Origin of the sequence: Aquamicrobium ahrensii (genome assembly GCF_040545755.1) — a bacterium.
In the GTDB taxonomy this organism is placed as follows: Bacteria; Pseudomonadota; Alphaproteobacteria; order Rhizobiales; family Rhizobiaceae; genus Mesorhizobium; species Mesorhizobium ahrensii.
The window spans coordinates 50,604-63,118 of the sequence record NZ_JBEPMN010000005.1; the positions used below are offsets into that span (position 1 = coordinate 50,604).

13 protein-coding genes are annotated in these 12,515 nt (G+C 64.7%); 2 read left to right on the forward strand and 11 right to left on the reverse strand.

Annotation, left to right across the window (positions count from 1 at the left end; genetic code table 11):
• Positions 1 to 20: 20 nt before the first annotated feature.
• From ABID44_RS08705 to ABID44_RS08745, 9 genes are all read right to left on the reverse strand, one after another.
• On the reverse strand, positions 21 to 1,277 hold the full coding sequence (locus tag ABID44_RS08705; protein WP_354151314.1) for a D-amino acid dehydrogenase: 1,257 nt from the start codon (positions 1,275 to 1,277) through the stop codon (positions 21 to 23).
• 35 nt (positions 1,278 to 1,312) lie between these two features.
• Positions 1,313 to 2,446 (reverse strand): alanine racemase, encoded by a 1,134-nt coding sequence (gene alr / locus ABID44_RS08710; RefSeq protein WP_354151315.1) that lies wholly within the window; start codon positions 2,444 to 2,446, stop codon positions 1,313 to 1,315.
• Positions 2,447 to 2,729: 283 nt separating this feature from the next.
• Positions 2,730 to 3,251 carry an RNA pyrophosphohydrolase gene (locus tag ABID44_RS08715; RefSeq protein WP_354151316.1) on the reverse strand — a complete coding sequence of 174 codons (522 nt, stop codon included), beginning with the start codon at positions 3,249 to 3,251 and terminating at the stop codon, positions 2,730 to 2,732.
• 3 nt (positions 3,252 to 3,254) lie between these two features.
• Complete coding sequence (locus ABID44_RS08720) at positions 3,255 to 4,406, reverse strand: divergent polysaccharide deacetylase family protein (protein ID WP_354151317.1); 1,152 nt, start codon at positions 4,404 to 4,406, stop codon at positions 3,255 to 3,257.
• 188 nt (positions 4,407 to 4,594) lie between these two features.
• Positions 4,595 to 5,920, reverse strand: a complete 1,326-nt coding sequence (locus ABID44_RS08725) for a S41 family peptidase (RefSeq protein ID WP_354151318.1) — start codon at positions 5,918 to 5,920, stop codon at positions 4,595 to 4,597.
• A gap of 1 nt (position 5,921) precedes the next feature.
• Entirely contained in the window at positions 5,922 to 7,136 is a 1,215-nt protein-coding gene (locus ABID44_RS08730) for a murein hydrolase activator EnvC family protein (protein WP_378226599.1), read from the reverse strand.
• Between the two features lie 311 nt (positions 7,137 to 7,447).
• On the reverse strand, positions 7,448 to 7,930 hold the full coding sequence (gene rlmH, locus ABID44_RS08735) for a 23S rRNA (pseudouridine(1915)-N(3))-methyltransferase RlmH (RefSeq protein WP_354151319.1): 483 nt from the start codon (positions 7,928 to 7,930) through the stop codon (positions 7,448 to 7,450).
• Positions 7,931 to 7,994: 64 nt separating this feature from the next.
• Positions 7,995 to 8,429, reverse strand: a complete 435-nt coding sequence (gene rsfS, locus ABID44_RS08740) for a ribosome silencing factor (protein ID WP_354151320.1) — start codon at positions 8,427 to 8,429, stop codon at positions 7,995 to 7,997.
• Between the two features lie 90 nt (positions 8,430 to 8,519).
• Positions 8,520 to 8,915, reverse strand: coding sequence for a fimbrial protein (locus ABID44_RS08745; protein ID WP_354151321.1), 396 nt, complete (start codon positions 8,913 to 8,915; stop codon positions 8,520 to 8,522).
• A 26-nt stretch (positions 8,916 to 8,941) separates the two neighbouring features.
• On the opposite strand from ABID44_RS08745, the gene ABID44_RS08750 reads away from it, so the two are divergent.
• Both ABID44_RS08750 and rpoH read left to right on the forward strand, forming a co-directional pair.
• Positions 8,942 to 9,982 (forward strand): RluA family pseudouridine synthase, encoded by a 1,041-nt coding sequence (locus tag ABID44_RS08750; RefSeq protein ID WP_354151322.1) that lies wholly within the window; start codon positions 8,942 to 8,944, stop codon positions 9,980 to 9,982.
• A 186-nt stretch (positions 9,983 to 10,168) separates the two neighbouring features.
• Positions 10,169 to 11,080, forward strand: a complete 912-nt coding sequence (gene rpoH, locus ABID44_RS08755) for an RNA polymerase sigma factor RpoH (protein ID WP_354151323.1) — start codon at positions 10,169 to 10,171, stop codon at positions 11,078 to 11,080.
• 86 nt (positions 11,081 to 11,166) lie between these two features.
• On the opposite strand, the gene ABID44_RS08760 is transcribed toward rpoH, so the two are convergent.
• Both ABID44_RS08760 and ABID44_RS08765 read right to left on the reverse strand, forming a co-directional pair.
• The gene (locus ABID44_RS08760; protein ID WP_354151324.1) at positions 11,167 to 11,583 is read right to left on the reverse strand and encodes a GNAT family N-acetyltransferase; all 417 of its coding nucleotides are present in this window, start codon (positions 11,581 to 11,583) and stop codon (positions 11,167 to 11,169) included.
• A 118-nt stretch (positions 11,584 to 11,701) separates the two neighbouring features.
• On the reverse strand, positions 11,702 to 12,361 hold the full coding sequence (locus tag ABID44_RS08765) for a peroxiredoxin (protein WP_354151325.1): 660 nt from the start codon (positions 12,359 to 12,361) through the stop codon (positions 11,702 to 11,704).
• Positions 12,362 to 12,515: the final 154 nt, after the last annotated feature.

Here is a 12,515-nt window from a genome sequence, read left to right on the forward strand (position 1 = left end):
CCGTTGTCGTTTTTCGCGGATCAGGCCGCGTAACGCTGCGGTCCGAGCGGGCTGGCGTCGATATCCGGCTTGCGGCCCGACATGATGTCGGCCAGCACCCGCGCCGAGCCGCAGGCCATGGTCCAGCCGAGCGTTCCGTGGCCGGTGTTGAGGTAAAGGTTGGCGTATTTCGAGGTTCCCACGATCGGCGGTCCGTCCGGCGTCATCGGGCGCTGGCCGGTCCAGAAGGTCAGCTTGTCGAAATCGCCGGCTCCGGGGAACAGGTCTGTCACCGAATGCACCAGTGTGTCGCGGCGGGCGTCGTTCAGGTTGAGGTTGTAGCCGGAGATTTCCGCCGTGCCGCCGACGCGGATGCGGTCGCCGAGTCGGGTGATGGCGATCTTGTAAGTGTCATCCATAATGGTCGATTCCGGCGCGCGCGAGGCGTCCAGGATCGGCACGGTGATCGAATATCCCTTGACGGGATAGACCGGGATCGGCTGGCCAAGCCGGCGCATCCAGATTGGCGAATAAGAACCCAGCGCCATCACATAGCTGTCGGCGGTGCGCTTGCCTGCGTCGGTGTTCACGGCCGTGATCTTGCCGCCGGACGTCTCGATGCCGGTGACGGTGACGCCATATTCGAATTTCACGCCGGCTGCTTCGGCGATTTCCGCCAGTTGCTCGGTGAACATATGGCAGTCGCCGGTTTCGTCGCCGGGCAGGCGCAGCCCGCCGGAAAACTTGCCGCGTGAATTTTCCAGGCCGGGTTCGACCGCGATGCAGCCTTCGGGATCGAGCACCTCGTAAGGAACGCCGGTCTGCTTCAGCACCTCGATATCGCCGCCAATGCCGTCGAGTTGCTTCTGGGTGCGAAACAGCTGCAATGTGCCCTGCATGCGCTCGTCATAGGCGATGTTGGTGCGCGAACGCAGGTCCTTCAGAACGTCGCGGCTGTATTCAGCGATCGGCACCATGCGCGACTTGTTGAGCGCGTAGCGCGCCTCGGTGCAGTTGCGCAGCATCTTCAGCATCCACGCATACATGCGCCAGTCGAGCGTGGGCTTCAAAACCAGAGGGCCGTGCTTCATGGTCAGCCACTTCAGCGCCTTGACCGGCACGCTGGGGCCGGCCCATGGCGAGGAATAGCCGGGGGAGACCTCGCCGGCATTGGCGAAGGAGGTCTCCAGCGCCGGGCCGTCCTGCCGGTCGAGGACCGTCACCTCATGGCCCGCCTCGCTCAGGAAATAAGCGGTGGTGACGCCGATCACGCCGCTGCCGAGGACCAGTACTTTCATGTTCTACTCCCGAAAAAATGGGCGGTCCGGCGGGATCACGCGCCGATATGGATGCGGTGGAAGCGATGGCCGAGGCTGGTCAGCACCTCATAGGCGATGGTGCCGTAGGAGCCCGCCACGTCGTCGATGGTCTGTTCAGCGTCGATCATGTCCACCAGATCGCCGGGCCCGAGCCTGCCTTCCGGCAGTGCGGAAATGTCGAGGATGATGGAATCCATCGACACCCGGCCGATGAAGGGCAGTTCGACCCCGTCGAAACGGGCGGAGGCGGCCGCGCAGCGATGCCAGCCATCGGCATAGCCGAGCGAGATTGTGGCGAGGCGCTGCGGCTGCCCGGCAGTGGCGGTGTGGCCGTAGCCGATGCCCGCGCCCTTCCCCACAGTGCGGGTCTGGATCACTCTGGCCTGAAGGCCGATCACCGGCCGCAACGGATTTGCCTGTCCCGGCGTCGGATTGACGCCATAGAGCGCCGCGCCCGGCCGGGCGAGTTGGTGATGGTAGCTCGGTCCGAGGAAAATGCCGGAGGAGTTGGCCAGCGAGGCGGGAGCGGCCGGCAGCATGGCGCGCAGGCGATCGAACTCCATGCGCTGCGCCTCGTTGGCCGGATGGCGGGGCTCGTCGGCGCAGGCGAGGTGACTCATCACCAGCCTGAGGTCGACGCCGTCGAGCGCATGGGGATCGGCGGCGACTGCTTCGACCTCGGCGGGCGACATGCCGAGCCGCGACATGCCGCTGTCGACTTGCAGGGCTGCCGGCAGGGAGTGGCCGGCGACTTTCGCGGCTTCACGCCACGCCGAAAGCTGCTCGATGCTGTTGAGCACGGCTGTGAGGCCCGCGGCGACCGCATCGGGCTCGGCGCCGGGCGGAGGGCCGTTCAGAACATGGATGACGGGGCCGGGGCCGATGGCGGCGCGCAGGGCAATACCCTCGCCGACATGGGCGACGAAGAAGGTGTCGCAGCCTTCCTGCATCAGCGCGCGCGCGACACGGTCGGCGCCGAGACCGTAGCCATCCGCCTTGACCACGCCGGCGCAGCGTGTGTTGCCCAGTTTCGCTTTCAGGCGACGATAATTCTCGCGGATAGCGCCGAGATCGATGGTGAGGATGGCGCCGGCGTTCGCCGCCGGATCGGCGGCGACGGGCTTGTGCCCACGTGGAACCTGATTCATGTCTCCCACCCGGTATTCTTTCACAAAGAAGCGTCAATAAAGAACTTCAGTGCTTGTAACACCGATTGAGCGCATATTCCTTGCAAATATAGAAGCTCTCATAGTGAATCATTCGATTCGGAGCGGCTTTGGAACCCGGATTCCGCACGGAAATCCGGTGATTGCGAAAAAGGCCGGAACAGGGGTGTTTCCGGCCGTCTTTTGCGGAGTTTCGAGAAGGCGCTGCGGACGACGGCCACGGCGTTTACGCGACGCCGGACGATGCCGCCCGGCTGTGAAACCTCTATCCGGCCAGATGGCGGAAGGCGCTTACGACCTCCTCGTAAACCCTGCGCTTGAAGGGCACGATAAGGTCGGGCAGCCTGCCCATGGGCAGCCAGTCCCAGCGGTCGAATTCGGCCGTATGTCCGCCGGGCGGCGGATTCACGCGGATTTCGCTTTCGTCGCCCTCGAAGCGGAAGGCGAACCATCTCTGCATCTGGCCGCGATAGCGTCCCTTCAAAGCAAGGCCGACCAGTTCCGGGGGCAGATCGTAGCGGAACCAGTCCGGCGCTTCGGCCAGAAGCGACACGCTCTCCATGCCCGTTTCCTCGAACAGTTCGCGGCGGGCGGCGGCCAGCGGGTCTTCGTCCTTGTCGATGCCCCCCTGCGGCATCTGCCACAGCATGTCGGACCCGGTGGTCTCGTCGTCCGGTTCGGGAAGGCGATGCCCGGCCCATACCAGACCGCCGCGATTCAGCACCATCACGCCGACACAGGGGCGATAGGGCAGGGTTTCAGGGGCGACGGGCTTCTTCTTCGTCATGTCTCAGCGTTTCTCCGGATCGTTGGCGACGGCGGAAACCGGCACGAGCTCGATGCCGCGCATCTTCGCTTCATCGACCCATGAGGCCACGGCGTCAACCGTCACGTCAAAGGCCGATCCGATGCCGATGGCGCTGCCCCTGGCGCGGGCGATGGCTTCCAGTTCGTCGAGTTTCTTCAGGATCGCGGTGCGGTCCTGCACGGCGTCGATCTGGGTGTCGGCGACGGCGAGCGGCATGCGCTCCTGCGCAGCCAGTTCGGGCGCGCGGCTGCGGGCGGAGGAGCCGTCGTCCAGATAGCCGAGGCCGCGTGCGGCCAGCTCCCGCATGATCGGGACAAGCGCCTCTTCGTCGGCGGTGAAACGCCCACCCATATAGTTCATGACCGTGGTGTAGTTGGTGGTGCGCGACAACACCCGGCGCATGGCCTGCAGGTTTTCGTCGGGCGCGGCGTCCACGGTCAGCGTGTTGCGGCCGGGATCGACATTGGGGTAATCGAACGGCTCCATCGGAATTTGCATGGCGATCTCGTGGCCTTTCCGGCGGCCTTCCTGCATCCATCGGCCGATCGAGTTGCCGCCCGAGGCGAAGGCCAGCGTCACCTCTGGCGGCAGCCGGGCGATCGCCGCCTGCGTGCCGGTCTGCGAGACGGCCAGGCCGCCGATGACAATGGCGACGCGGGCTCCGCGCGCGCCCGACCACGGCCGTGCATAGACATCGAAGGGCCGCCTTCCGTCCGCGCCGCGCATGGGCAGAGGTCCGGCGTCGGTCTCCTCGACCAGCGCCCGGTCGGGCAGATGGGCGATGCGCAGATCCTGCTGCAAGGCGGAGGGGTCGCGGACCACGATCGCGCCGCCCTCTTCGCCGGTTTCCTCAGGCTGGACACGGATGATCTGCGCACCGCCGGGTTGCGTCGCCACCTGCGGTTCGGCGCGCGTCGGCTGGACCGGCGTTTCTGTTGCAGGTTGCGGCGTGGCGACGACTTCCGGCTGGCGCCAGGGCCGCTCGCGCAATGCGATCATGGCCGAAGCGGCGAGCACGGCCACGGCGGCGAGGCCGGCTATGACGGCGCTGGCGGAGATGCGGGGGCGTGCGGGCGCGGCGCGCGGCTTTCGCCCCTGACCAAGCGGACGGTCGATCTCCTTTTCGTCAGCCAAGCAGCGTCTCCCGAAACAAAGCGCCGGAACCATGCGGCTCCCGCTGGCCCCGAATCAAAACTGCCGGAACCCCAAGGTCCCGGCAGGATGGCATTGCACAATGCGGATGAACAGGTCCGCGCGAGTGGCTGAACGTCCTGAAGCGCATCGCGATCTTTCGGATTCGCTGCTTGCGCTTCAGGGCCGCTTTACTGGTTGAGGACGGCCTTGTCCGGATTGGGCGGGAAGGCCGAGTCGGTCTTCTGCCCGCGCAGCAACTCCAGCGCATAGATGAGCTGGAGGTCATCCTTGGCTTCCGGCGGCACATAGGCGACCGAGCCGGAGCCGGTGTCACCTTCTTCCGCGCCCTTGATGTGGCCCTTGAGGTCGGATTCGCCGCGGGTCAGGTCACGGCCCTGCAATTCGGGCGGCAGCGGCTGGTCGACCTTGATGTCGGGCGAGATGCCTTTGCCCTGGATCGATTTGCCGGACGGCGTGTAGTAGAGCGCCGTCGTCAGCCTCAGAGCTCCGTTCTCGCCCAGCGGAATGATGGTCTGGACCGAGCCCTTGCCGAAGGACTGGGTGCCGACCACCGTGGCGCGGCGCAGATCCTGCAACGCGCCGGCGACAATCTCGGAAGCGCTCGCCGAACCGCCGTTGATGAGCACCACCATCGGCTTGCCGTCAACGGAGTCGCCCGGCTTGGCGTCGAAGCGGGTCACGTCCTTGGGGTCGCGGCCGCGCGTGGAGACGATCTCGCCGCGGTCGAGGAAGGCGTCGGAGACGCTGACCGCCTGATCGAGCAGACCACCCGGATTGAGGCGCAGGTCGAGCACATAGCCCTTGAGCCTGTCGTTGGGGATATCCTTGCGGATCGACGCGATGGCGGCCTCGAGGTCGTCATAGGTCTTTTCGGTGAAGGAGGTGATCTTGATGTAGCCGACATCGTCCTCGGTGCGGAACTTGACCGCCTTCACCTTGATGATGTCGCGCACGACCTTAATCTCGAACGGCTTGTCCGCGCCCTCGCGCAGAATGGTCAGTGTGATAGGGGTCGAGACGGGTCCGCGCATCTTCTGCACGGCGTCATTGAGGGTCAGGCCGCGCACTTCCTCGCCGTCGATCTTGGCGATGTAGTCGCCGGCCAGCACGCCGGCCTTGGCGGCTGGCGTGTCGTCGATCGGGGTGATGACCTTGACGAGGTCGTTTTCCATGGTGACCTCGATGCCGAGGCCGCCGAACTCGCCCTTGGTCTGCACGCGCATGTCCTGCGCGGCTTCCGCGTTCATGAAGGAGGAGTGGGGATCGAGCGAGGTGAGCATGCCGTTGATGGCGTTCTCGACAAGGGCCTTGTCGTCGGGCGGCGTCACATATTGGGCGCGCACGCGCTCGAAGATGTCGCCGAAGATGGCGAGCTGCTTGTAGGTTTCGGCCCCCGCCGCGTTCGCCGCCGTGCCGGGGACGCCATAGACAAGGCTCATGGCGGATGCGCCCATGAGCGCACCGGCAAACAGGAGCGAGAGTTTCCGCATCATTTCACGTCCTTCCAGAAACACGGTCCGCCCACCACGGGGTCGGATCAACGGGTTTACCATCCTTGCGGAACTCCACATAGAGCTCCGGCGTGGCGTTTGCATCCTGTACAGCCGAGGTGCTCGCCACCCTTGCCTCACCCATCGCGCCGATCGGCTCGCCCGCGAGAACGGATTGGCCGGACGCGACGGTCAATCTGTTCATCCCCGCCAGAACGACATGATAGCCGCCGCCGGCGTCGAGGATCAAGAGTTGACCGTAGGAACGGAACGGTCCCGCATAGAGTATCTCCCCATCCGCCGGCGCGGTGACGATGGCTCCCGATTGTGTCGCAACCATGTCGCCCTGCATCACCGAACCGTTACCGTCACTGGCGCCGAAGCGGCGCTTCACCGCGCCGATGACCGGCAGCGCGATCTGGCCGTGCAGCGACCGGAAGGGGATGCGTTCGAGCAGGCGGTTGGCCTCCGGAACCGGCAGGGCCGCGACACGCGCTTCCTCGTCCGCCTTGCGTCTGACTTCCTTGTCGAGCGCCGCGATCAGGTCTCTCAGGCTGCGCGCCCGGGCGGCAAGCTCCTGCGCGTTCTGCTGCTCGGCTTCGATGGCTTCCTGCGTTTGCGCCTGGAATTTCTTGCGCGCCTCCAGAAGAAGCGTGAGCCGCTGCTTCTCGGCCAGTTGCTCGGTGACGGAGGCGGTCAATCGCGCGCGCTCGGCCTCGATCGAGGCGGTGACACGCGAATGCTCCTTCAGGTCGGCCATCAGCTTTTCGGTTTCGTGGCGCAGCTCCGGCACCACGGCGCCGAGCAGGATGGCGCTGCGCACCGAAGCCAGCGCATCCTCCGGGCGCACCAGAAGTGCGGGCGGCGGACTGAGGCCCATGCGCTGCAACGCGCCCAGAACCTCGGCCAGCACGTCGCCGCGCTCTGCCAGTGAGGCGCGGATGCGGGCGTCCTGCCCCTTCAGATCCTCCAGCCTCGTGCCGATGTCGTCGATGTCCTGCCCGAGCTTCTGCTCGGTCTTGGCCGACTGGATGAGGGCGGCGGTGATGCCGGCGTAATCCTTGCGCACCGAGGCGATGTCGGCGGCCAGTCTGGCGAGCCGCTCCGACGACAGGCTGATCTCCTGCGCCACCTGCTCGTATTCGGCGCGTTTTGCGTCGATTTCGACCGGATCTTCTGCCGCGGCATGGGCCAGGCCGCAGGAAACCACCAGCGCCAGAGCAATTCCAGCAGCAGTGCGAAGCGGTTTTGCGCCCCCATTCGCGCCGCAAAAAAGCGCTGGCGCATTTTCGCGATACGAAGACAAGCGCAAACGCGCCAGCGCCGCCAGCAGGCGGCGGGCGCCGTTCAGGCCCGGTTCCGATCTCGACAAGCGCTCATCCATGCGGGAGCGACAGTAGCGGCGGCATCGTTAAGGAATCATCAACCATGTTTGCAGGATTGCACCGGCCGGTTTGCGACCCAAGTCTGCTGAAGCCAGAATGGGGCGAAAATCCGGGCGGAACGTCATGCGTCCGTCATTCTTGATTCTCAGGCCCGATGATAGGGGTGACCCGCAAGAATGGTGGCGACGCGATAGAGCTGCTCGCCCAGCATGACGCGCACCAGCTGATGCGGCCAGGTCAGCGCGCCGAAGGAAACTGTGAGATCGGCTTGCTGGCGCAGCGCTTCGGAATGGCCGTCCGGCCCGCCGATAGCCACCACCAGCGTCTTGCGGCCTTCGTCGCGCATGGCGCTGATGCGGCCGGAGAACTCCTGCGAGGAGAAGCTCTTTCCGCGCTCGTCGAGCAGCAGGAGGGCGGCGCCCGCCTGCACATGGGCGAGCAGCTTCTGGCCCTCCTCGCGCTGGCGCTCCTGCGCCGTCTGGCCGCGCCCTTCGGGGATTTCGGTGACGCCGCCGAATTCGAGGCCGACGGCAGGCCCGCTGCGGGCGAACCGCTCATAATAGCGGTCGCCAAGCTCCTTCTCGGGACCGGACTTCATGCGGCCCACGGCGTGTACGATGAGTTTCATGCCCGCCCCGGATTACGCATCGGATCCTCCCGAAAACCGGATTCCACCTTGCGGTCCGATGCTGCTAGTGCAGCGTCTCTTCCTCCAGATCCGGAGCCTGCCACATCTTCTCCAGATTGTAGAACTCACGAACTTCCGGACGGAAGATATGGATGATGACATCGCCCGAATCGATCAGGACCCAGTCCGCTCCGGACAGCCCTTCGACGCGCGCATTGCCCAAACCGGCATCCTTGAGCGCCTTGAGCAGGTGATCGGCGACGGCCGCGACATGACGGTGCGATCGGCCCGAGGCGATGACCATATGATCGCCGAGGCTCGATTTGCCCTGAATGTCGATGGGGATGATGTTTTCGGCCTTGGAGTCTTCGAGACTGGCAAGGACGATGTCGAGGGCGCGGGGCTGGCTGGCGCCTATCCCGGCCGGCGAAGGCGCGATCTCGGCCTTCTTCCGAAGTGCTGTTCTCAGTGTCTTTCCTTTCGCAACAAGAACAACCATGCCGCCTATACGCGGCGACAGGTTAAAGATAGGCAGAGTCGCATTGCAGTTTCAAGACGGGCCCGCGCTGCGCGCGCAGAAGTGATCGCCCTATCTGTTGCGGATGGCCAGACGTCCGATCAGCCTTTGCCCGGCGATGTCGTAGACGAAGAGCACGCGCTCGCCGCCCGCCAGTTCCGCATCGATGGAAATGCGATTGCCGGAGATGGACTGCGAGACGATGCGCGCGCCGACCGGGAGCACGATGTCGCCTTCCATATACTCCGAAGCTGTCTGGCCGGGGGGAGCCTGTATGTCGCCGGCGGGGGCCGCGATCTCGGGAGCCGAGGTCCGGGATTTGTAGACAAGCGCGCCGATCACCACCATAAGGGCGAGGAACAGCAGGCCAAGATTGACGCCCATGAAGCGGATGAGCTTGCGGCGCACTTTCTCGATGGAAGGGTCCAGCGGCTTTTCGTCTTCATCTTCGGCTTCGGGCCGGGTCATGGCAGGGTCCGCAACAGTTCGACAGGATGAGCGGTCATAACGAAGTGGGTGCGGGATTGATAGAGGGCGAGCGGCTCGAACTGGTCACCGGCGCGGACGCCGCCGGCCAGCGTCTCGACCAGTGGCTGGCCACGCAACTGGCCCCCGATCTGTCGCGCAGCCGCGTGCAGGCGTTGATCCGGCAGGGCGCGGTGCTGGTCGGCGGCGTCGCCGCGGGCGAGCCGAAGCGCAAGCTTGGCGCAGGAGAGCGCATCGAAATCGCCATGCCGGAGCCGGAACCGGCGTCCCCGCAGGGCGAGGCCATCCCGCTCGACATTCTTTACGAAGACGACGAACTCATCGTCGTCAACAAGCCGGCCGGGCTGGTGGTGCATCCGGGGGCCGGCAACTGGACGGGAACTCTGGTCAACGCGCTGATCCACCATTGCGGCGACAGCCTTTCCGGCATTGGCGGGGTGAAGCGCCCGGGCATCGTGCACCGGCTGGACAAGGATACGTCCGGCGTGCTGGTCGCCGCCAAGACCGACCGCGCCCACAAGGCGCTTTCGCAAGCCTTCGCCGACCATGGCCGCGGCGGCGATCTGGAGCGCGCCTATGTGGCGCTGGTCTGGGGCGTCCCCGAACGCCTGTCAGGCGTCATCGATGCGCCGCTTGGCCGCGCGGCGGACCGGGTGCGGCGGGCCGTGGTGCCTGAAGGCCGCGACGACGCCCGCCATGCCCTCACCCACTACCGGGTCGAGGAGCGTTTCGGCGAGGATCAGACCCGATATGCGCCGGCAAGCCTTGTGGAATGCCGGCTGGAGACCGGCCGCACCCACCAGATCAGGGTCCATATGGCCCATATCGGCCACCCGGTGATCGGCGATCCCGATTACGGGCAGGCTTTCCGCACCAAGGCGAACCGGTTGCCGCAGATGCTGAAGGATGCCGTTCTGGCCTTTCCCAGGCAGGCGTTGCATGCGCGGCTGCTTGCATTTCGGCATCCCGCCACCCATATGATGATGCGGTTCGAAGCGCCGCCGCCTGCGGACATGGCTGCTCTCGTAAGCGGCTTTCGCCAAATCTGAACCTGCCATCAAAAAACCTGACTCGCTTTGTTCACTTCACCGTGACAGTCTGTTTCGTATTGAACAAATGCGTGCTTTTCTGGTTTTGTTCCTGTATAAGTTCGTATTGGCGGATGTGCGTTTTCGGCATCCGCGCCACATGCCCGCCGCGTTTCGGGGGCATCGCTCTAGAGAGGAGGGTGCTTTATGGCCCAGTCACTACCCAGCATCGTTTCCGGCGAAGGTGGCCTGACCCGCTACCTTGAGGAAATCCGCCGCTTTCCCATGCTCCAGCCGCAGGAAGAGTATATGCTCGCCAAGCGCTATAACGAGCATGACGACACCGACGCCGCACACAAGCTCGTCACCAGCCATCTGAGGCTCGTGGCCAAGATCGCCATGGGCTATCGCGGCTACGGCCTGCCGATCGGCGAGGTGATCTCGGAAGGCAATGTCGGTCTCATGCAGGCGGTCAAGAAATTCGAGCCGGAGCGCGGCTTCCGGCTGGCCACCTACGCCATGTGGTGGATCAAGGCCTCGATCCAGGAATATATCCTGCGTTCCTGGAGCCTGGTGAAGATGGGCACAACCGCCAACCAGAAGCGCCTGTTCTTCAACCTGCGCAAGGTGAAGAGCAAGATTCAGGCGCTTGACGACGGTGACCTCAGGCCCGACCAGATCGCCGAGATCGCCACGCGCCTCAACGTCTCCGAAGAGGAGGTGGTTTCGATGAACCGCCGCCTGTCGGGCGACGCCTCGCTCAACGCGCCGATCCGCGCCAGCGAAGGCGAAGGCGGCGAGTGGCAGGACTGGCTGGTCGACGACAGCGACAGCCAGGAACAGATGCTCATCGAGCAGGACGAACTGGACAATCGCCGCAAGATGCTGGCGAGCGCCATGTCCGTGCTGAACGATCGCGAGCGCCGCATCTTCGAGGCGCGCCGCCTTTCGGAAGAGCCGCTGACGCTGGAGGAACTGTCCGGCGAATTCGACATCAGCCGCGAGCGCGTGCGCCAGATCGAGGTGCGCGCCTTCGAGAAGGTGCAGGACGCGGTGAAGGCCGAGGCCAAGCGCCAGGTGCAGGCGCTCCGCACGATCGAGGCGCAGCCGGCGGCGTAACCCCGTCCGCGATTTCAAAACAAACGGCGCTCCGGAGTGGAGCGCCGTTTTCGTTTGGCAGGGGTTTTACAGCAGGAAACCCGCGTTCAGGGCACCTTGAAGGCCATACCGAGGGAGTTCGGCGCGGTTTCCCGAAAACCGAACTGCTCGTAGAGCTTGTTTGCCGGGACATCCGCAATCAGGCTGACATAGGCCGAGGATGGAAGCGCGGTTGTGACGTAATCCATCAACGCCGCCATGATGGCCTTGCCCAGGCCTCGGCCCTGATGGTCCGGCTCGACAACGATGTCGACGATCTGGAAAAAGCAGCCGCCATCGCCGATCAGCCGCCCCATGCCGACGACTTTGTCGCCCTGCATCACAAGCACGGCAAAGTGAGCGCCTTTCAGCCCGGCGCTCGCGGCATCCCGCGAAAAGGCGCTCAGACCTCCGGCTGCGCGAAGGCGCATATAGTCTTCCACCGTCGGATCGCGGGCCACGATTTCATAAGGGAGCTGGTTCATGGTCTGGCTTTCGTCGGGGCATCCGCGCAAGCATCGAGCCCATCCTGAACAGGCGGAAAGCGGGGAGGGCGCGCCGCTCCATCCGTGGCAGCGACGCGCTTGTGCCGGAGACCTGCCTTCAGGCCGCCGGCTGCTTCGTCTTGCGGATGTAAGGCAGGATGGTTTCGTAGGAGCCGAAGCGCTTGACGGCGTCCTCGTTGGAGACGGCGGCGGTGATGATCACGTCATCGCCCTGCTGCCAGTCGGCCGGCGTCGCCACCTGATGTTTTGCCGTCAGCTGGATGGAATCGATGGCGCGCAGGATTTCCTGGAAATTGCGCCCCGTCGACATCGGATAGGTGAGGACCAGCTTGATCTTCTTGTCCGGTCCGATGACGAACACCGAACGTACAGTGGCGTTGTCGGCGGGCGTGCGGCCCTCGCAGCTGTCGCCGGCTTCGGCCGGCAGCATGTCGTAAAGCTTGGCGACTTTCAGATCGGTGTCGCCGATCAGCGGGTACTCGACCGCATGACCGGTGACGGTGCGGATATCGTCTTTCCAGCGCTCATGGCTCTCCACCGGATCGACCGAAATGCCGATGATTTTGGCGTTGCGCTTCGTGAACTGCTCCTCCAGCCCCGCCATGGTGCCGAGCTCGGTGGTGCAGACCGGCGTGAAATCCTTCGGGTGCGAGAACAGAACGGCATAGCCATCCCCGATCCAGTCGTGGAAGTGAATGACGCCCTGCGTGGTTTCCGCCGTGAAATCGGGGGCCGTGTCGTTGATGCGGAGGCTCATGATGTATCCCTGCCTTTTGTTGTCCGGAAATGGCTGGATTGCAGTCTAGCCCACGCAGCCGTGCAGCAGAAAGAAAATTGTAACGGCCCATGGCCGCAAAACGGAAAAATATTCTTCCGGAGAGGAAATTTCCGGCAGCCGGATTCCGACAACC